The sequence below is a fragment of the Klebsiella indica genome, from assembly GCF_005860775.1.
GTDB lineage: Bacteria > Pseudomonadota > Gammaproteobacteria > Enterobacterales > Enterobacteriaceae > Klebsiella > Klebsiella indica.
The window spans coordinates 1-19,553 of sequence record NZ_VCHQ01000035.1 but is presented as its reverse complement, the minus strand read 5'-3'; the positions used below and the strand labels follow the sequence as shown (position 1 = coordinate 19,553).

17 protein-coding genes and 2 pseudogenes are annotated in these 19,553 nt (G+C 53.0%); 3 read left to right on the top strand and 16 right to left on the bottom strand.

Annotation, left to right across the window (positions count from 1 at the left end; genetic code table 11):
* Positions 1 to 20 precede the first annotated feature (20 nt).
* The 10 genes from FE839_RS22430 to FE839_RS22385 all read right to left on the bottom strand — a co-directional run bounded on the left by FE839_RS22430 (position 21) and on the right by FE839_RS22385 (position 10,422).
* Positions 21 to 668 (bottom strand): cysteine hydrolase family protein, encoded by a 648-nt coding sequence (locus FE839_RS22430; protein ID WP_206665982.1) that lies wholly within the window; start codon positions 666 to 668, stop codon positions 21 to 23.
* Complete coding sequence (locus FE839_RS22425; RefSeq protein WP_138362972.1) at positions 665 to 2,008, bottom strand: uracil-xanthine permease family protein; 1,344 nt, start codon at positions 2,006 to 2,008, stop codon at positions 665 to 667. Before FE839_RS22425 ends, FE839_RS22430 begins: the two co-directional genes overlap by 4 nt.
* 164 nt (positions 2,009 to 2,172) lie before the next feature.
* Positions 2,173 to 3,339, bottom strand: coding sequence for an FAD-dependent oxidoreductase (locus tag FE839_RS22420; protein WP_138362971.1), 1,167 nt, complete (start codon positions 3,337 to 3,339; stop codon positions 2,173 to 2,175).
* An 11-nt stretch (positions 3,340 to 3,350) separates the two neighbouring features.
* Positions 3,351 to 4,349: a DODA-type extradiol aromatic ring-opening family dioxygenase gene (locus tag FE839_RS22415; RefSeq protein WP_138362970.1), complete on the bottom strand. Its 999-nt coding sequence runs from the start codon at positions 4,347 to 4,349 to the stop codon at positions 3,351 to 3,353.
* A gap of 20 nt (positions 4,350 to 4,369) precedes the next feature.
* Positions 4,370 to 5,254, bottom strand: coding sequence for a fumarylacetoacetate hydrolase family protein (locus FE839_RS22410; protein ID WP_138362969.1), 885 nt, complete (start codon positions 5,252 to 5,254; stop codon positions 4,370 to 4,372).
* A 26-nt stretch (positions 5,255 to 5,280) separates the two neighbouring features.
* A complete protein-coding gene (locus tag FE839_RS22405) occupies positions 5,281 to 5,697 on the bottom strand; it encodes a RidA family protein (RefSeq protein WP_138362968.1) in 417 nt (138 codons plus the stop codon).
* A gap of 75 nt (positions 5,698 to 5,772) precedes the next feature.
* Positions 5,773 to 6,756: an ABC transporter permease gene (locus FE839_RS22400; protein WP_138362967.1), complete on the bottom strand. Its 984-nt coding sequence runs from the start codon at positions 6,754 to 6,756 to the stop codon at positions 5,773 to 5,775.
* On the bottom strand, positions 6,756 to 8,348 hold the full coding sequence (locus FE839_RS22395; RefSeq protein ID WP_138362966.1) for a sugar ABC transporter ATP-binding protein: 1,593 nt from the start codon (positions 8,346 to 8,348) through the stop codon (positions 6,756 to 6,758). Before FE839_RS22395 ends, FE839_RS22400 begins: the two co-directional genes overlap by 1 nt.
* A gap of 21 nt (positions 8,349 to 8,369) precedes the next feature.
* A complete protein-coding gene (locus FE839_RS22390; RefSeq protein ID WP_138362965.1) occupies positions 8,370 to 9,458 on the bottom strand; it encodes a substrate-binding domain-containing protein in 1,089 nt (362 codons plus the stop codon).
* 148 nt (positions 9,459 to 9,606) lie between these two features.
* Positions 9,607 to 10,422, bottom strand: coding sequence for an alpha/beta fold hydrolase (locus FE839_RS22385; RefSeq protein WP_138362964.1), 816 nt, complete (start codon positions 10,420 to 10,422; stop codon positions 9,607 to 9,609).
* Positions 10,423 to 10,613: 191 nt separating this feature from the next.
* Here FE839_RS22385 and FE839_RS22380 point away from each other — a divergent pair, with 191 nt between their 5' ends.
* Positions 10,614 to 11,318 carry a GntR family transcriptional regulator gene (locus FE839_RS22380; protein ID WP_138362963.1) on the top strand — a complete coding sequence of 235 codons (705 nt, stop codon included), beginning with the start codon at positions 10,614 to 10,616 and terminating at the stop codon, positions 11,316 to 11,318.
* A gap of 39 nt (positions 11,319 to 11,357) precedes the next feature.
* On the opposite strand, the pseudogene FE839_RS22375 reads toward FE839_RS22380, so the two are convergent.
* The 5 genes and pseudogenes from FE839_RS22375 to FE839_RS22350 all read right to left on the bottom strand — a co-directional run bounded on the left by FE839_RS22375 (position 11,358) and on the right by FE839_RS22350 (position 17,124).
* Positions 11,358 to 12,569 (bottom strand): annotated as a pseudogene (locus tag FE839_RS22375) (FAD-dependent oxidoreductase).
* Between the two features lie 399 nt (positions 12,570 to 12,968).
* Positions 12,969 to 13,730 (bottom strand): amino acid ABC transporter ATP-binding protein, encoded by a 762-nt coding sequence (locus tag FE839_RS22365; protein ID WP_138362962.1) that lies wholly within the window; start codon positions 13,728 to 13,730, stop codon positions 12,969 to 12,971.
* A gap of 8 nt (positions 13,731 to 13,738) precedes the next feature.
* Positions 13,739 to 14,839 (bottom strand): amino acid ABC transporter permease, encoded by a 1,101-nt coding sequence (locus FE839_RS22360; RefSeq protein ID WP_138362961.1) that lies wholly within the window; start codon positions 14,837 to 14,839, stop codon positions 13,739 to 13,741.
* A 15-nt stretch (positions 14,840 to 14,854) separates the two neighbouring features.
* Positions 14,855 to 16,033, bottom strand: a complete 1,179-nt coding sequence (locus tag FE839_RS22355) for an amino acid ABC transporter permease (protein WP_138362960.1) — start codon at positions 16,031 to 16,033, stop codon at positions 14,855 to 14,857.
* A gap of 65 nt (positions 16,034 to 16,098) precedes the next feature.
* On the bottom strand, positions 16,099 to 17,124 hold the full coding sequence (locus tag FE839_RS22350) for an amino acid ABC transporter substrate-binding protein (protein WP_138362959.1): 1,026 nt from the start codon (positions 17,122 to 17,124) through the stop codon (positions 16,099 to 16,101).
* Positions 17,125 to 17,485: 361 nt separating this feature from the next.
* Between FE839_RS22350 and FE839_RS25210 the strand changes: the two genes are divergently transcribed.
* Both FE839_RS25210 and FE839_RS22345 read left to right on the top strand, forming a co-directional pair.
* On the top strand, positions 17,486 to 17,608 hold the full coding sequence (locus FE839_RS25210; protein WP_479680759.1) for a putative zinc ribbon protein: 123 nt from the start codon (positions 17,486 to 17,488) through the stop codon (positions 17,606 to 17,608).
* Between the two features lie 171 nt (positions 17,609 to 17,779).
* Positions 17,780 to 18,262: pseudogene (locus tag FE839_RS22345) on the top strand (FadR/GntR family transcriptional regulator); the annotation flags it as partial.
* 38 nt (positions 18,263 to 18,300) lie between these two features.
* On the opposite strand, the gene tnpC reads toward FE839_RS22345, so the two are convergent.
* A partial coding sequence (gene tnpC, locus FE839_RS22340; protein ID WP_138362957.1) for an IS66 family transposase occupies positions 18,301 to 19,553 on the bottom strand: 1,253 nt, incomplete at its 5' end.

The following is a 19,553-nucleotide window of genomic DNA, read 5'->3' as shown; positions in this document are numbered from 1 at the left end:
AGGCACGACAGCGGTTCAGACTAAGCCGGAGGCGCTGTCCGCTGGATACGCGCCATGATATCCCTGGTATCCGTCACCTCGGCAAATTCATAGGCCATAGCACTCAGCGAGATACGCTGCACATCTGATGCGCTCACTTCACCAAACCCCATATCAGGATAGGGCATAGCCGCACAGGCATCGCTTAAAGCAATCATTTTGTATTCCCGATGTACACCATCACGAATGGTAGTTTCACAGCAGACGTTGGTTACCGTTCCGCAGACAATCAGGGTATCAATATCCTTCATTCGTAGAATCGCATCCAGATCTGTGTTGTGAAAACCACTATAAAACAGCTTATCAACCACGATGTCACCGGGCATGGGGGAGAGAGCGTCAATGATTTCAACAGACGGATTATCGCGTCCCAGCAGCGCATTGACGTTAGGGTAGAGATCGCGCATCCGCCCGGTATCACTGCCATCTCCCCGCACCACATGCCGCAGATAGATCACCGGCATGTTGCATTGTCTCATCAGGCTACTGAGCGCCTGAATGTTTTCGATAATATTCGCCGTATCAGGAACGTATAACCCTGCCCCCTCCAGACAAAATACCTTCTGCATATCCACCACAATCAGCGCGGTCCGAGCGGGATTAATCACCCATGTCACTTTTTTCATCATAAAAATGTCTCCTCCTCAAGCACCGGCTTGCGTAAGCCGCGCACGAATACATTGATAATGAGATTGAGAGAAATCAGCAGGATGATGCCAATAATCATCGGCTGCGCCACGATTCCCTTCAGGGAGGCTGGCAGCAAATTCAGTACCGCTGGCGGTAGGTACATACTGCCCATGGAGAGTATGAAAGCGGGGGCGGCTACCGCCAGGTTAAGTTCGTCCCAGTGGATACGCGCCATTATCTGCACCCCACTCAGGGCGATAATGCCAAACAGAATAGAGGATGCGGCGGAAAGGACTGGTTCAGGAAGCGATGCCAGCAGTAGCCCAACCGGCGGTAGTAGCCCGATAAATAGCGACAACACTCCGGCAGTCAATGTGACAAAGCGGCTGGCCACGCCAGAAACCCGAATGATACCAACATTTTCTGGATACGATGTTGTCCCCAATCCGCCTGCTGCCGCGCCAACGGCACAGCCGATAAACTCGGTAAACAGCCCACGATTAATCCGCTGCGTCGTCAACGTTTGCCCGCCCCAGTCAGCCAGCAGAGAATACATGCCCATGGCTTCTGCTGAGGCCTGCAGAAACGCCAGCATCATCAGCAACACCACCGGGATCGACACGCCGAACCCGAAGGCGAAAAAGTGGGGTAACGAAATAAATGGCGTACTGGCGAAATCCGGCAGATGCCACGCCGTCATTAGCTTAAATGCTATCACGCCAACGCCGATTCCCCACAGCAGCGCACCGCGTTTTATCAGGTCATAGCGGCCAAACACCATGCAACTAATAATGGTAAGAACAGTCACTAACGCGGCGATAAAGCTGTTACCCAGCGTCCCGCCGCTGGCAGTGCTGAACCAGCCTGCCGGACCAATACTGGCGAGCTGCGCGCCAATAATCACCAGAAGGCAGCCAAAAACGATAGGCGGTGAGATATAACGAATCATCAGGCCGGTAATCCCCAGCCGTTTCAGCGGAATGGAGAGCGCGGCGAAGATTAACGCCGCCACAAACATCGATCCGAATGTGGTACCCAGCCCAACGCTGTGCGCCGACCCCAGCACGGCGACCATAAAAGCGGCCGTCGGCCCCTGAACAACCGGAAGACGTAAAAATCGACTCGATTGCAAAATCGTGACAATACCGGTCGTAAAAAAACAGGCCTGCACGATGGTGCCGGTCTGCTGGTGAGTGAGATTGAGCGAGGCGCCAATGATCACCGGGAAGACCCATATTCCAGTCAGCGCCAGCAAGTGCTGTAACGCAAACATCAACGTGCGAGTGGGCGACACCTTGTCTTCGATTCCTACCGAGAGTACTACATATGTGTTGGGCATGTTGATACCTGCTAAAGAGTGCGATGTTTATTGGGATCGGTACAGCATCACAGGCAATAAGCGTGCCGCTTACGCATAACCAGCGCACAGCGGCATGATCTGCAATGTATTAATTAGTCTGCCAGGATGATGTGAATCAGCGGCGCCCCACCAGGCTTCCCTCGTTAAACGCCAATCTGGTAACTGTGCAGCCAGGAGAAGTGCTGCTCCAGACTATTAAGTACCGCATTACGCTCAACGCGATCCTGTCCGGCCGGAAGGTGGAGGCAATCATTAAGCCGGCGGGAGGATTTCTGGATTTTTTCACCGCGTTTTTTGCGTTCCTGTTCATAACGTTCGAGCCCGCCGGTAAAGGAAGTCGTGGCGTCATCATTGAGAATGTGCGCCAACGCTACCGCGTCCTCAAAAGAGGAGATCGCACCCTGCCCGTGGTGCGGCATCATGCCGTGTGCGGCATCACCAATCAGCACCGCACGCCCGCGATACCAGGAGGACATCGGACTGACCTGGAACATCCCCCAGCGTTCCGCCAGATTAACGTGTTCCAGCAATTGGCCGACGGCAGGGTGCCAGCCGGTGAAATGAGCGCGGATTTCCTCCGCATCCGACGGGACGCGCCATGACGCTTCCAGCCACTTTTCCGGACCATCCATAAACACCACGATGGTCTGATATGCGAAATTTTTACCCACCGGGAAATTCAGCACGTGCATGCCGTCACCCATCCAGTCGGTAAAGGAGCGTGGTTCCGGCAGCAGATCAAGATCGGCGGTTTTCGCCAGACCTCGAAACGCGCTATTGCCGGTAAACAACGGCAACGCGTCAGGGCTGACATACTGCCGCACGACTGACTTAATACCGTCGGCGCCCACCACTAAATCGGCACTGTCCATCGAGCCATCCGCCCAATGTAAGGTTATTTCACTGTCTGCCTCTTCCAGCCGTGCCAGTTGCTTATTCAGACGAATGGTCTGTTGACCAATCACATCGAGTAGTGCCGACTGCAGATGGGTACGGAATGCCCCGTAATAGGGATAGCCATATTCATTCCGGTACCAGTTTCCCCGGGCCAACGCTTGAGCGCCGGCTATGCTACCGTCCTCATTTCTGAAAAACGCCATCTCCGTCTCACAGGATCTTTCCGCCATCTGCGCGGCGATCCCCATCTCTTCGAACAGACGCGTGCCATTAGCCCATAAAGAGATCCCCGCTCCCAGCTCAGCCAGTTCACTGGCCTGTTCGTACACCGTCACCTCGTGTTGACTGTTCCGCATAACCGAAGCGAAGGCCAGACCGCCCATACCAGCACCCACGACTGCAATTCTTGCCATCTCGCGTCTCCTTATTCCTGGCCAGGATAGGTCAGATAACTCATACCGGTGATCCACTCCGGGACCGATTCATAGGCGACATAATCGGGGCGAGCCCCTTTCATTGCGCCCATTAACGCCACCCAGTTGAGGGCTTCATGGCCCCCGTGGCCGCCACGCTCTTCCACTTCGTCGTAGGTCAGCGCGCGCATGTAGCTGACATCGCCCGCTTCGAAACGCTCCAGCATTTCACGGTCCCACTCTTCGTTGACCAACGGATGGCTGTTCCCCAGCGGCCACTCCATTTTGCTCATCATTTCAATTTCATACTTCGCGAAATCGGTATAGATCGTCGGATCATTTATCAGCGCCTCCTTGCCGATGGTCTGGTAAATCTTCATGCGCTGCAGCAGCTCATCGCTCTCCGGTGCGCCTTCTGTCCAGACCGGAGGCCAGTGCGACAGTCCCCCGGTGGCGAGAAAGTGCACGCGAAACTCATCCGGTAAAGAATCGATAATCTCCCGCACTTTTTCGCCGAGATCATAGGCACGTGAATAAGGCATGAGTGGTGGAGAGAAGACGTTGATATACACAGGCACAACCGGAATATTGAATTCCGGATTAATAAACACCAGCGGCATCATCAGGTTATTGCCATATTCAATCGCGCCCATCCGCGTAGCTTCGAAACCGCCGTGAATAAGCTTTTCCAGTAGCCGTTGCGCAATTTCCGCATTGCTGGCGATACGGTGCTGTTTATCAAATTTCAGCGCTTCCATCATATGTTCAGCGGGACCGATATTCGCATCACTAACCGGTATGCCTAATGTCGGCATTAAATTACGAAAATTATTCTCAAAGTGATCGTCTAAAAAAGCGATGATCAGATTGGGTTTAGTTTCATCGATACACTGTTTTAATCTGGCATGGATTTCCGCCAGCCGCTGGCGTTGTGCAGGGGAAGGCGCATCGGCCCAGCCTAATGCCCCCGGAACGTGAGACATACTGATTGCACTGACTATCTTAGCCATAATGACCTCATTCTTTTTTATCAGATTATGGTATTGGTTAGCTGCCCAATTTCATTCATAGAAACCGTCACGCTATCGCCGCGGGCAAGATAACGAGGCGGAGAAAATCCGAGTCCCACGCCTGCCGGAGTACCGGTGGCAATAACATCTCCCGGCAGCAGGGTAATATTCTGACCAATAGTTTTAATTAATCGCGGAATATCAAAAATCAAATCGGATACAGGCGCTTGCTGACGCAGTTCACCATTTACATGACAGGAGATCGTCTGACTGCCGGGGGCGCCAAACTCATCGGCGGTGACCAGAACCGGCCCCATCGGGCAGAAACCATCAATTCCTTTGCCCAGCAGCCACTGACTGTGCTGTTTCTGTAAATGGCGAGAAGTGACGTCATTCACCAGGGTATAACCAAAGACAAAAGTCATTGGATCCTCATCCTGCGCAACCCGCCCCTTTTTCCCCAACACCACCGCCAGCTCGGCTTCATAGTCGATGGTGTTGTACGGATCCAGAGTGCTGTCGATGGCGTCACCAGGGCCGCAGATAGCGGTGGAGGGCTTGCTGAAGATGATCGGATTTGCCGGTACGTTGCCCGCCGCGGCGCTGGAATCATAGCCGCTGTTGGCGAACTCCTCAGCGTGCGCATAGTAGTTTTTGCCGACGCAGAAAATATTGCGCCGCGTGTCCGGAATGGGAGCCAGCAGGCGCACGGCGTCAATTGCCACCTCATTTTCACCAGAACCTTCACAACATAATATTAAACGGCTCTCGACCTCCGCAAAACGCTCGATAAGCACATTCATATCATTCGTGTTTACAATATCACTGACGTCAATAATGTTACCAGCGTGATTAATAACACCAATTTTCCTGGTGTTTGAGTAAATATAAGTGACCAGTTTCATAATTAACCTTCCCGGTAAACCTGTCATTAATCGCGAGAACGAGCAACAGCCTCCACTTCAATCAGAAACTCCTCTTTCACCAACCGGTCGACCACCAGCAGAGTATTAGGCGCATAATCGGCAGTTGAAAATAGTCTGGAAAAAAGTTCTTGTCGGTTCTTCATGAAATTATCAATGTGCTGCGACGCCACCAGATAGGTATTGAATTTAACGACATCATTAAAATCACAATTAACAGCATGCAGAACTTCGCCGAGATTTTTAAACACCTGGGCAAATTGTGCATCAAAATCACCTTTGCCGACGACGTTACCGTCATAACCGACCGAGAGCTGCCCGGATATATAATAGAGATCGCCCGCGCGGACTTTAGTCAAACTGGAATAGAGCCCCTGGGCCGGACTGATATTTTCAGGGTTGATATACTTAACGTTTTCAGACACAACGACACTCCTTATAGCAAACTAAATCATGGCAAGCATGCCCGATGTATTGCGCATGAATACTCATGACAAAGATTAGTACGATTCGCGACGGCGAAACCGGTCAAGCACCACAGCCAGAATAATAACTACGCCGACCGCAAGCGTCTGATAATATGCCGACACGCCGACCATATTCATTACGTTGGACAGCAGGGTCAGAACCACCACACCGGTAATCACCTGGCGTAAATTTCCGGCCCCGCCGGTAAGTGCGACACCGCCAAGTACCACCGCCGCCAGCGATTGCAGCGTCAGATTCGCAGCCGCAATGGGCTGCGCTGAACTTGTCCAGGCGGTGAGAATAATGGCGCCGATACCGGCGCAGAACCCGCTGACCATATAAACCAGTACCGTATTAAGCCGAACATTAATACCGGATTTGGACGCGGCAGAGACGTTAGATCCCATGGCGTAAACGTAGCGGCCAAACAGGGTATATTTCATCAGTACGCCAATAGCCACGGTCAGCGCAACGGCAATCCACACCATCACCGGCATCCCCAGCAGCGTGCCGTAACCGACCGCGTCAATATAAGCGGCGGGAACATCATAAATAGGTACGCCGCCGGAAAGGATCAACGCAAACGCCTGAGCGACCGAGAGCATACCCAGCGTGATCACCAACGGTGAAGTATTAAAAAAGGAGATCAGCATACCGGACACCGCGCCGGTAAAGGCTCCCACCAGCAGCATCACCAGCAGCCCGGCGGGAATACCGGCATGATTCATCACCATGACCCCGGCCACCCCGGCCAGCGACATAGCAGAAGAGAGTGAAAGATCGAGCCCTCCTCGTATCACCGCCACCGCCTGCCCCAACGAAAGGATCAACAGCGGCGCAAGCTGGCAGGCCAGGTTAATACCGTTACTCACCGATAAGAACCGAGGCTGAATAATCCCCGTTACAATCGCAACGACCACCACCAGCAACGGCAGCATCCAGTCAGACAGCGAGAACTTACGTTTTATCGCCGGTTTCTGCGAAGCCATCAGGCTGACATCTCTGCTTGTATTCATCACATCCCCTCCCGCGTCAGGCTGACACTTGATTCATCAGGAGCATCGTCGGCTGTTTCTTGTCCCACCACATCAGCAATAATCGATGCTTTATCGTGCTCATCCGGCGTGCGATACGTGTTCACTACATGACCATGAAACAGGGTCCAGACCGTGTCGCACAGGGATATGGTTTCAGCTAAATCACTGGAGAGCAGGATCACCGAGACACCACTGGCCGCCAGCGCCCGAATGCGTTGATGGATTTCATACTTGGCATCGATATCCACGCCGGCGGTAGGCTCTTCCAGCACCAGCACTTTCTTTGCACTTGCCATTGCCCGCGCCAGTAATACCTTTTGCTGATTACCGCCGCTCAGACTGGTCAATAAATCATGCTTATCAGCGAACTTAACCCCGCAGTCTTTCAGCATCTTATCGGCGCAGGCATCAACTTGCCGGGAGCGGATGAATCCCGCCAGGCTGAAGCTTTTCAACTGCGTCATCATCAGATTTTCAGCAATCGACAGCGTGGGGTAAACGCCATTACTGGCCCGCCCCGCAGGTAGCCAGGCCACCCCATTTTTCAGCGCATCCACCACGCTTTTCGGACGCCACTCATAACCATCCAGCCGGAAGCGAGACGAAACTGCGGGCGGCGTAGGGATAAACCCCACCAGGCTTTGCAACAGTTCGTCGCCGCCACAGCCAACGACACCGTAGATACCCAATATTTCGCCTTTCCCTAAGCTGAACACCCGGTTACCGCCGCCGCTGACCGGCAGGTTTTCAAAGTCGAGCAATGGCGGAAAGTTTTGTTCTCTTTTATTCTCAACGCGATGGCGACCAGGTGCTTTGCCCGTCAGACGCGAGACGATGAAATCTGCCGTTACTCCCGGTTTCACCGGAAAGGCGTCCACCACCTGGCCGTTGCGCATAATGGTGACGCGATCGCTGACGGCTAATACATCATCAATATGGTGCGTCACCAGCACCGACGCCATGTCCGTTTCGCGCAACCGCCGCAGAACGCTAAAAAACATCTCTTTTTCAACAGCACCCAACATGGCGGTGGGTTCATCAAAAATAATCACCCTGGGTTGCGACATCAGAGATTTACCGATTTCAATCAGTTGCTGGATCGCTACCGGAAACTGGCCCACCGCGCTTTCCATATCAATGTGAGCCAGTCCAAGCTGGCTCAGAACGTCCTGTACACAACTCTTTTCCTGAGAGCGGCGAGTAAGTGAGAGCAGAGTCTTACCTCTCTCCGCCCCCAGCCACAGATTGGCTCGCACGGACAGGCTCGGCGCCAGGGACAGCTCCTGATAAACCATGACAATACCGGCGTGGCGCGCTTCACGGGAACTGTTAAAAGCCACCCGCTGGTCGTCGTACCAGATACTTCCCTCGTCAGCGGGATAGAGCCCGCTGACGATTTTTCCGATGGTTGATTTCCCGGCGCCGTTTTCACCGAGAACGCAGTGGATTTCCCCGGCGGCAAATTGAACAGAGACATTGTTCAGCGCCTGGGTCGCACCAAATCGTTTGCACAACCCACTGATACGCAGCAGGGGAGAATTCGGATTAAGAGTGGACGCTACGTTGTTCATCCTCGCTTCCCTCAGGCTGCGTTACTGCATCGCCGGGACTTTCCAGTCCGCCGGTGCAATTTCATATGTTTCAAAAGGATGTGTTGCGACATTACTCTTATCGAGCACTTTATTCGGCACGTTATAGTGCGCATAACTCAAGCCATCGGCGCCGGCTGGGGCCAGATTTGGCAGCGGTTTATTTTCCATCGCGCGAATGGCGTACTGTACGATCAGGCGGCCCATGATGATGCCCGGCTCGGAAACTACCGCCAGCATTTTACCGTCCTCAATCATCGGCACCGCCCGTTTCACCATAGCGGAGCTGACCACGGAAGCATCACGATGCTGCTGGCGTATTGCCTGCACCGCCCCCATTCCGAGGGTAATCTGCGGGGTATAAATGAAGTTAATATCCGGGTTACGCAGCATCATGTCTGTGGCTTTGGCCAGCCCTTCCTGCAAATCAATGCCGCCGCCGAACGCAGAATCAATCACCGAAATCGGACTGGCGCATTTCTGCGCCTCGGCTTTAAAACCCTCATAACGCAGACGCACCCACTCAGCGCCCGCTGGCCCCGGGATCATCGCCACTTTTTTCGGTTTTGCGGCAGCTTTACAGACAGCATCGGCCATCAGCTTTCCGATATAAGTATCATCCTGAAGCACGCCAAAATCGATGTTCTTACTGTTAACCGGGATGCCTACCGAAGCGACTTTCATGCCGGTTTCTTTAAGGGATTTGATAATTGGATCAAAACCGTTATAGGCCGCAGGGGCTAATACGGCGACATCGGCGCCGATGCTTTTAAAGGCTTCAAGTTGGGCAAACTGCTCGCGGACGTTACCATATGCGCCAGCAACAGAAACCTGCACGACATTCACTCCGGTGCGTTTGGCTTCATCGGTAATCCCATAAATAATACCTTTATAAAAGTCATCATTAAGATGTACGACCGTCACCGCCAGTTTAAATGGCTTGTCTGCTGTCATCGCGGGAATCAATCCCACCAGTCGATCTTCCTCTGCTTGCGCTGGTGCGGTCATTGATAGCGAAAGTATCATCGCCGTCATAAAACAGGTTAAACATAAAGATGCAGGTGTTTTTTTATATTGAGACAGCCAGTTCATTATTGTTTCCTCATTTCACAAAACACAGGGACAAATGCATCCCCCCAGATTGAACAGCGTTTTCCAAAATAAAAATCGGTATAGATACAGGCGTCCTACTAATCCCTGATAATGTCATCCATAATCGTGAGCGTGCGTAAAAGAAGAGTTAACTAAACAGTTGATTTACTGCAGCTAAAAAGGAATGACTGCGTTCAAATGCTACCGAATGCGAGCATCCATGAAGAATATAAAGGTCAGCTTGCTTTATTTTCCCCGCTAAAATAACCGATGTTTCCGGCGGAAATGGAATATCTTCCCGACCGTGTAACATTATAACCGGGCAATTAATCGTTGATAACGTTTGATCACTCAGCGTTGTTTGTTCAACATATTGCTGAGGATTTCCGGAAAACATACTATTAAAGTAATCGGCATAGCCATATGCAAAAACAACCGGCTCGCGGGCGGCAATATAGTCATCATCGATAAGCGCTGGGTCATGAATTAATGTGCTTAGCGTTGCCGCTAATTCAGCACGATTTACCGGGCAGCGCCATATCCGTCTGGTTGCATCGGATACGATAAAAGGGGCGCCGATAGCGCCGGTCGTTAATATCGCGGAAATTCGTTTATCGGATGCTGCCAGCTGCAGGGCAATTGCTGCCGATAGAGAATGACCAATGACGCCGATTTGAGGCGCGCCGATAAAATCGAGCATCGCTTTAGCCTGGCGAACCCACATGGCGAAATCGAAATAGGGTGGCGCAGGTTTACGGTCGCTGATGCCAAAGCCAATCAGATCCATCGCATAAATGCGGTAACGCTGACTCAGATTATCCAGCACCCGACTCCAGTTTCCAAGACTGGATGCGCCCGGACCAGAGCCATGAATCATCATGAGTGGCTTGCCCTCCCCGCCGGTGTAATAACCCACCTCCATACCTTCAAACTCAAAAGATGACCTCTTCAGTGGATGGGACATATCAGCTCCTGCGTCAGATTGGATGTCATGCTGATAATACCCGCAAAAAACCTTTTTCAAAGTAAAAAATGGATTTTTTTATTGATTATAAGTTTTTAGTATTAATATCTTCTTAACATATCTTGTGCTATCATTAACATCATAATGGACATTTTTAAAATTAACTTATTGAAAATAAAGCAGAGGTTGCAATGAAGACGCTCACGGAGGGAAGATCGCTGAACCAGACGATCTATGCTCGTATCAGGGAATTGATTTTGACCGGGCAACTGATGCCGGGAAACAAACTGAAGATTTCTGAGCTGGCGCATCGCTTTGATGTCAGTCTCAACGTTATCAGGGAAGCGTTGAATCGCCTGGCCGGCGAATTACTGGTAGATGTAGCGCCCCAGCAGGGCTTCAGCGTGCGCGGGTTAGACGCTGACGATCTTCGGGATCTCACGGAGCAACGAATTATCTTTGAAAGTATTGCCCTGCGGAAATCAATTGCGACGGGAGATGTAGAGTGGCAGGCCCGGCTGGTGGCCGCGAACCACCGACTGGTACATACACCTCAAACGCTGGCGGAAGAGCCTGGAAAGCTAAATCCAGGGTGGCATTCACGTCATGAGGATTTTAATTTTATCATGATGGAAAACTGCGGGAGCGAGTGGCTGTTCCTGATGATAAAACAGCTGGCTGAGGCATTTTCCATCTATCAGCGCGTTTTATTGCCCCCCGCCGCCGAAGAGGGGGAGCGCAATACCGACCACAATCAACTTCTGGCTGCGATCCTTGAGAATGATGCCGATCGCGCGATCGCCATACTGACAGAACATCTTAACCAAACCCGGGATATCATGTTGAATGCGCTAAATGCGCTTTCCCCAGGGCAGAAGAAGACTTTTTCTCCCTGATTGACAGGAGTTGTAAGCCGCAGCGGCATCCCCATGCCGCTAAAACATCCGTGGCGTTTCGCGGCGGAACCCAAGGCCGATGATGCGGCCGACTAACCGCGGCAGCCAGCGGCTGTTGCTGAGCCAGATCATCAAACGGGAGCGACCCGCCGGACGGCGTTTTTTCGTCCTGCGCCGGCTCATTTTGATTTGTAAAAATTGCGTGGCTTTAGTGGGAAAATCACGCCGCCGCTGCACCCGCCGCAGATGTTTTAGCTGCAAACGCCGCTGGCGCAGCGGCAGGATAATAGCGTTAGCGGCCGCCACCGCATCCTGAATCGCCAGATTGACGCCCACTCCGCCGATCGGCGACATCGCGTGCGCCGCGTCGCCGATGCACAGCACGCCCGGCTTCGCCCACTGCTTCAACCTGTCGATACGGATGCTCAACAATCTGACCTGCTCCCAACTGACAATCTCCTGAAAGCGATCGTCCTGGAACGGAGCCACCCTCGCCACCTGCAGCAAGAATTTCTCCAGTCCGTTCTGTCGGATCGTCGTGAAACTCCCCTTCTCGATCGCATAGCCGCACTGCCAGTAATCGCCGCGATCGATCATGATAAAGTTACGCTTTGGCCCGGAATGACCCATCGACCATGACGGATCGCCCACTTGTTTACTGAGTTTCATCCACAGCAGATCCCGCGGCATGCCAAATGATCAGCTGCTGAGCGCTGCTTTTTCCCGCACCACGGAGTGCCTGCCGTCGGCGCCGACCACCAACTGGCAGGCAACGTCGATCGGCCCTTCCGGGCTGTCCGCCAGTACGCCGCACACCTGGCCCTGCTTATAGCGCAGCGCGATCACCTGCGCCGACTGTATCAGGGTGAAATGGGAAAAAGCGGCGGCCTGTCCGGCGAGGAAACTGAGGAATTCCCACTGCGGCATGAAGGCGATAAATTTGCAGCGCGTCGGCAGGTGGGAGAAGTCGGCCAGCATCTCGTTGCGCCCGCCGATCTCCGCCCACAGGCTTTCCGCGCGCTGGTGCGGCAACATCAGGAGATCGTCGAGCAGACCAAGCTGATGCATAAGCTCCAGCGTGGAAGGGTGAATGGTGTCGCCGCGAAAATCACGCAGAAAATCTGCGTGCTTCTCCAGTACCGTCACGTCAATGCCCGACCGGGCTAACAGATAACCGAGCATTAACCCGGCAGGGCCGCCGCCTACGATGCAGCAATCGGTAGTGTAAGACGCAATCGAGGATGATGACATGCTCTTAAGTCCCCGTGGAACGACGCGGCTGCAGTAAACCGACGCGTCGTGGAAGAAATGCACTATTGATAATGATTATCAATATCACAAAGGCTGTCAACCCAATGTCTTTGTGAAGAGGCGCTAAGCGTTGCGCTACAGCATACCGGTGATCGAGAATGAGTCATACGCCGCGCTGGCAACGCAGCATATCGCCACTTTCAGCGAACTGATTCCCGAACTGACCTGGTATCTCAGCGGGGTAGCGAAATGCTTCGGTGCCGGCTGCGCACGGCATTTGTTAAAGGGCCGGATAAAACGCAATACGCAGTTGCTGGCGGGGACGCTGCGCGTGTTGGACGTCTCTGGCCGGCCTCTTCCTTTTCCCCCTCGGCCTAAGCGAGGGGGATGATCGAGCGTCTAGTGAATAACCTGCGACAGAAACGCGCGGGTACGCTCTGACTTCGGCTGAGAGAAGAACTCCTGCGGGGGCGCCTGCTCCACAATCTCACCGCGATCCATAAAGATCACCCGGTCAGCCACCGTGCGGGCAAAGCCCATTTCATGGGTAACGCACAGCATCGTCATACCGTCTTCTGCCAGACCAATCATGGTATCGAGCACCTCTTTAACCATCTCCGGGTCAAGGGCGGAAGTCGGTTCATCAAATAACATGATTTTGGGCTTCATACACAGCGAACGGGCGATCGCGACGCGCTGCTGCTGGCCGCCGGACAGTTGTCCCGGAAATTTATGCGCATGCTCAGCAATACGTACCCGCTGCAGATAGTGCATTGCCAGCTCTTCCGCCTCTTTTTTCGGTATCTTACGTACCCAGGTCGGCGCCAGCGTACAGTTCTGTATAACAGTCAGGTGCGGGAAAAGATTAAAGTGTTGAAATACCATACCGACTTCCGTTCGCACGCGTTCTATATTGCGAACATCATCATTGAGATGAATACCATCCACCACGATACGCCCTTTCTGATGTTCTTCGAGGTGGTTGATGCAGCGAATCGTGGTCGATTTGCCCGACCCTGAAGGCCCGCAGAGCACAATACGTTCGCGCGGTTTCACCTGCAGGTTAATATCTTTCAGCACATGGAATTGTCCGTACCATTTATTCACATTTTCGAGCGAAATCATCATTGCGTCAGCAGAATTAATCATAGATTGTGTCATATAAAACCTCAGTGCGATTTACGCCCGGTGTAAAAACGCTGTTCCAGATGCTGGCTAAAGCGAGACATGCTAAAACAAAAAATCCAATAAACGAGAGCGGCAAAAACATAGCCCTCCGTCGACATTCCCAGCCATGTAGGGTCAACCGTTGCCTGCTGCACGCTACTGAAAAGATCGAACAGGCCGATGATGATCACCAGACTGGTATCTTTAAATAACGCGATGATGGTGTTGACCAGACCGGGGATCGTGACCTTGAGCGCCTGGGGCAGAATAACCAGAATCTGCGTTTTCCAGTAACCCAGCGCCAGCGATTCCGCCGCTTCATACTGCCCTTTGGGCAGCGCCTGCAAGCCACCGCGCACGACCTCCGCGATATAGGCCGACTGGAACAGAACGACCCCGACCAGGGCGCGCACCAGCTTATCGATGGTGGTCCCTTCGGCCATAAATAGCGGCAGCATCACCGATGACATAAACAGCACGGTAATCAGCGGTACCCCACGCCAGAATTCGATAAAAATTACCGACAGGGTTCGTACGACCGGCATCTTTGAACGACGCGCCAGCGCCAGTAAAATCCCTAGCGGTATCGCGCCGGCAATCCCCACCGATGCGATAATCAGCGTCAGCGTCAGGCCGCCCCACTGGCGGGTTTCCACGCGGCCAAGGCCAAAGTAGCCACCGTACATCAGCAGCCAGACGATAATGGGATAGGCCACCACCCAGCAGACGATGTAACGGCCACGGCGCGGCATCGATTTGATAAACATCGGAATGATGGACAGTAGCCCAATCACCAGCGCCAGATTGATACGCCAGCGCAGCTCATGGGGATAAAGGCCATACATAAACTGACCAAAACGCGCATGGATAAACACCCAGCAGGCACCTTCTCTGGTGCAGTCGGCACGGGTTGATCCGACCCAGTTCGCCTGGAAGATCAGCCAGTTCAGCGCCGGGGGGATCACGTTCCAGATAATCCACAGGCATAGCAGCGTCAGCAGGGTATTGAACCAGCTGGAGAACAGGTTTTTACGTGCCCAGGCCCAGGCTTTACTGACCGGATTCGTCGGCACAGGCGGTGTTTCATGTGTGGTAACAGACATAGTTATTCCGTTCTCTTAACGCTCAACCAGCGCGATCTTGCGGTTGTAGAGGTTCATCAGCAGCGAAATAATCAGACTGATGCTCAGGTACACCGCCATAGTAATGGCAATGGTCTCAATAGCCTGACCTGTCTGATTCAGCACCGTACCGGCGAACAGCGATACCATATCCGGGTAGCCGATCGCCGCCGCCAGTGAGGAGTTTTTCACGATGTTGAGGTACTGGCTGGTCAGCGGCGGAATGATCACCCGCATTGCCTGCGGGATGATCACCTGGCGCATAGTGACCGGATTCGGCAATCCCAGCGAACGGGCGGCTTCATTCTGCCCGGACGGGACCGACTGAATACCGGAGCGAATCACTTCAGCAATAAACGACGATGTGTAGATCGACAGCGCCAGGGTCAGGGAAGCCAGCTCTGGGATCATGACGAACCCACCGCGGAAATTAAATCCACGAAGTTGCGGGATATCCCAGTGGGCGGCGACCCCAAATAGCAGATGAGCGATCAGCGGGAAGACGATGAACATGGCCACGGCAAACGGCCAGGTACGGCGCAACTGACCGGTCTTTAACTGATGTTTGCGATTAAACTTCAGCAAGCCAACGCTACCGGCAATCGCCAGCGCCAGTGCGATGACAAAGGGCCAGGAGCCCGGCGCTGAGGTAGGCCATGGGATGTACAGGCCACGATTGCTGACAAATATCAGATCGAACGCACTCAATGCCTGGCGTGGACCGGGCAGATTACGCAGCACCGCGAAATACCAGAAGAAAATCTGTAACAACGGTGGAATATTACGGAACGTTTCGATGTAAATGGTTGATAGCTTACGCAGCAGCCAGTTATCCGACAGACGCGCGAGGCCGATAAAGAAGCCGAGAATAGAAGCGAAAACGATACAGAGCGCGGAAACCAGCAGGGTATTGGTTAATCCCACCAGGAACACGCGCGCGTAGGTATCGCCTTCCGTATAATCAATCAGATGCTGGACAATGCCGAAGCCAGCGTTACGTTCAAGAAAACCAAAACCGGAGGTAATGCCGCGATTGGCCAGGTTTATTACCGTGTTGTGGATGAGATATCCCGCAACGGTAAACACAGCCACAATGGCGACTATCTGGTAAAACCAGGCGCGAACCGTAGGGTTACCGATGGAAAAATCCCTTTTTACGGTTGGGCGTTGAGACATATTGAAACCTCAGTGAAAAAACGCATTGGGCACCGCATGGCGCAGTGCCCGACGGGAAGGCGGAATTAACGCACCGGCGGTGCGTACTGAATGCCACCCTGATTCCAGAGCGCATTCAGGCCACGCGAGATTTTCAGAGCACTGTCTTTACCGACGTTACGGTCAAAGCTTTCCTGGTAGTTACCGACCTGTTTAATAATGTTGAACGCCCATTTGTTGTCGAGCTTCAGATCCTTGCCAAAGTCGCCTTCAGCACCCAGCAGGTGAGCCACGTCCGGGTTGGAGGGTTTTGCCGCCAGCTGATCGACGTTTTTCGAGTTAATCCCCATTTCTTCAGCGTTGAGCATGGCGAACAGCGACCATTTAACGATGGTGAACCAGTCGTCATCCCCGCGACGGACCACCGGGCCCAGCGGCTCTTTCGAAATCACTTCCGGTAAAACAATGAACTCATCCGGTTTGCCCAGCTTAATACGCAGCGCGTACAGTTGAGACTGATCGGACGCCAGGGTATCGCAGCGGCCGCTGTCAAGCGCTTTGGCGGATTCGTCAGAGCGGTCGAAGGTCACCGGCGTGTATTGCATATTGTTAGCTTTGAAGTAATCCGCTACGTTCAGCTCGGTATCGGTACCGGCCTGGATACAGACGGTGGCGCCATCCAGTTCTTTCGCGCTTTTGAGACCGGCTTTTTTATGGGTCAGAAAACCGATGCCGTCATAATAGTTCACGCCGGCAAACAGGAAGCCCATGCCGCCATCGCGCGAAGAGGTCCAGGTCGTGTTACGGGACAGAATGTCCACTTCACCGGATTGCAGCGCGGTAAAACGCTCTTTTGCCGTCAGTGGCGTGTATTTGACTTTGCTGGCATCGCCAAACACCGCAGCCGCAGTGGCACGACAGACATCCACATCAATACCAGTGAATTTGCCGCTGGCATCGGCATAAGAGAACCCCGGCAGACCATCACTGATACCGCACTGAACAAACCCTTTCTTCTTAATTGCATCCAACGTGGCGCCCGCATGCGCTTGCTGCGCGACGGCAAGCAGAGAAGCTGCTGCGAATAAAGTAGAGAACATAATCTTTTTCATAAAGCATCCTGTGTGAAGAAATGTGGTTATGTGGTTGCATTGCGCATTTTAAGTGCGCTTTTTCTGTGTGCGGCCATCAGCCATTAATGAATAAGCAATTCTGGTGCCAAATTTTGTAATCCACTGAAATCACTGGTAGTAAATATTTATAATCTCACGCACCCTGAAAACAGCGATGACAACGGAATACCAAAAGGGGGCAATATGGCACCGCGTCGATCACAAACGGTGCAAGTGTTCCACCAAATGAAGGCAGAGGAAATGTCAGGGATGTTAGGTTGGATATGAGGACTGGCGAGAGATATTTGTCTACCGTTTGATTTTTATCGGAGGATATTTCTCCACCCAGGCTCGTCCGGCGATGACATTTTCCTTGTGCTGCTTGTCGTGTGGGGGTTATTACTGCGGGGACAATCATTGCACTTCGTGCGTTACGGGTATTTACAGCATTGAAAAAGAGAGTAAATCTCCATCAGACCATTGATATTTAAATGCAGCGCACTGCAATAATGATTCTGACCGCTTACCCAGACTCGCCCCGAGACCTCTCAACGATGGAAATCAAGGAGGCTTTAACTCTTGAGTACGACTCTTAAGTCCAGGAATGATATGATAGCCAACGAAAATTTGCGCAGAGTAAGAAAATGGGGGGCACATGGTTATTCCTGAGATAAAACAGGAGAGACTTTATCAAAAAATTGCTAATCTCATCATCAAACTGATCAATGATAATATTTTTCCTCCAGGAAGCTTCCTGCCACCTGAACGCGAGCTGGCGAAGCAACTTGCTGTTAGCCGGGCATCACTCCGGGAAGCGCTTATTGTGCTGGAAATTTCTGGCTGGATTACTATCCAGTCCGGTAATGGGGTCATCGTTTCGGATAAAAAACACGCCTCCAGCGACTATACGATCGAAGAAATTCTCTATACCCGTGAACTGGTTGATAGTCACTGTGCGAAACTTGCTGCTCAGGCTGGTGAGGATAGTTTAATCCAGAAAATTGAGTCCCTGTATCTCAGTATGGAGAAAGCCATCCTCGAGAATAATGTTTATGGTTTTTATTCCCTTGATAAACAGTTTCACCTTGCCATATCAGAAGCAAGCAAGAACAAAGTGTTACTCGATATGTCGCACATGCGTAAGCGTACACCGAGGGCCGTATTGACGGGGATGTGTTATTCCGTTGGCAGTGCGACGCGCCAGGGGAGCAGTTCATTCACCCGGTTTATCGGCCAGTCAGCAATGACGTCAAGGACATAGCGAAGGTAGCTTTCCGGCTCCACGCCGTTCAGTTTGCACGTCCCGATCAGGCTGTACAGCAACGCTCCGCGCTCACCACCATGATCAGAGCCGAAGAACAGGTAGTTTTTACGACCCAGACTGACCATTCGCAGAGCATTCTCCGCGATGTTGTTATCCGCTTCAGCCCAGCCGTTGTCTGCGTAGTACATCAACGCTTGCCACTGATTCAGGGCATAAGCGAACGCCTTCGCCAGTTCTGAGTGTCGCGACAGGGTTTTCATCTTTTCACGCAGCCAGTTTTCCAGTGATTTAAGAAGCGCTTTCGTTTTCAACTGGCGTTCGGCAACCCGCTGTTCTGCTGGCATTCCCCTTATATCCGCTTCGATAGCATACAACTCGCCGATCCGTTTCAGCGCTTCTTCCGTCAGGGCCGACGGAGTGCGGATATGCACATCATGGATCTTTCGGCGGGCATGGGCCCGGCAGCCCGCTTCCTTTATATGACCTTCGCGGTAGAGCTCATGGAACCCGGCGTAAGCATCCGCCTGCAGCACTCCGCTGAACCCCGCAAGATGGGTCTGCGGGTGGATGCCTTTTCTGTCCGGGCTGTATGCGAACCAGACCGCCGGTGGCGACGCTGACCCGGCGTTACGGTCGTCACGAACGTACGTCCATAACCGTCCGGTCTTCGTCTTTTTATTGCCCGGCAACAGCACCGGGACGGGCGTGTCATCGGCGTGGAGCTTGCCATCAGTCAGCACATAGTTTCGAAGCGCCTCTTCCAGCGGTGACAGCAGCCGGCAACAGGCATCCACCCAGCCCGACAGCACTGAGCGGCTCAGCTCAACACCCTGGCGGGCATATATTTCTGACTGACGATACAGCGGTGTATGCTCTGCGTACTTTGATGTGAGTACCCGTGCCAGTAGCCCCGGCCCGGCGATACCGCGTTCGATGGGCCGTGAAGGCGCCGGAGCCTGAACGATACGGTCGCACTTCGTACAGGCGTGTTTTTCGCGCACCGTGCGGATAACCCGGAAGGCGCTGCGCATCAGCTCCAGTTGTTCGGCGGCATCCTCACCCAGATAACTCAGCGCCCCCCCACAGTCCGGGCAACAGGGCTCTGCCGGTAGCAGACGCTTTTCATCCCGGAGGAGTGATTCAGGGAAGGGTTTACGTGTACGGG

Coding starts and splice junctions, on each gene's coding strand:
- FE839_RS22380 (WP_138362963.1), top strand. CDS start 10,614: ATGAAGACGCTCACGGAGGGAAGATCGCTGAACCAGACGATCTATGCT.
- FE839_RS22350 (WP_138362959.1), bottom strand. CDS start 17,124: ATGAAAAAGATTATGTTCTCTACTTTATTCGCAGCAGCTTCTCTGCTT.
- FE839_RS22420 (WP_138362971.1), bottom strand. CDS start 3,339: ATGGCAAGAATTGCAGTCGTGGGTGCTGGTATGGGCGGTCTGGCCTTC.
- FE839_RS25210 (WP_479680759.1), top strand. CDS start 17,486: ATGACATTTTCCTTGTGCTGCTTGTCGTGTGGGGGTTATTACTGCGGG.
- FE839_RS22390 (WP_138362965.1), bottom strand. CDS start 9,458: ATGAACTGGCTGTCTCAATATAAAAAAACACCTGCATCTTTATGTTTA.
- FE839_RS22385 (WP_138362964.1), bottom strand. CDS start 10,422: ATGTCCCATCCACTGAAGAGGTCATCTTTTGAGTTTGAAGGTATGGAG.
- FE839_RS22415 (WP_138362970.1), bottom strand. CDS start 4,349: ATGGCTAAGATAGTCAGTGCAATCAGTATGTCTCACGTTCCGGGGGCA.
- FE839_RS22365 (WP_138362962.1), bottom strand. CDS start 13,730: ATGACACAATCTATGATTAATTCTGCTGACGCAATGATGATTTCGCTC.
- FE839_RS22430 (WP_206665982.1), bottom strand. CDS start 668: ATGATGAAAAAAGTGACATGGGTGATTAATCCCGCTCGGACCGCGCTG.
- FE839_RS22395 (WP_138362966.1), bottom strand. CDS start 8,348: ATGAACAACGTAGCGTCCACTCTTAATCCGAATTCTCCCCTGCTGCGT.
- FE839_RS22355 (WP_138362960.1), bottom strand. CDS start 16,033: ATGTCTCAACGCCCAACCGTAAAAAGGGATTTTTCCATCGGTAACCCT.
- FE839_RS22410 (WP_138362969.1), bottom strand. CDS start 5,254: ATGAAACTGGTCACTTATATTTACTCAAACACCAGGAAAATTGGTGTT.
- FE839_RS22360 (WP_138362961.1), bottom strand. CDS start 14,839: ATGTCTGTTACCACACATGAAACACCGCCTGTGCCGACGAATCCGGTC.
- FE839_RS22400 (WP_138362967.1), bottom strand. CDS start 6,756: ATGAATACAAGCAGAGATGTCAGCCTGATGGCTTCGCAGAAACCGGCG.
- FE839_RS22425 (WP_138362972.1), bottom strand. CDS start 2,008: ATGCCCAACACATATGTAGTACTCTCGGTAGGAATCGAAGACAAGGTG.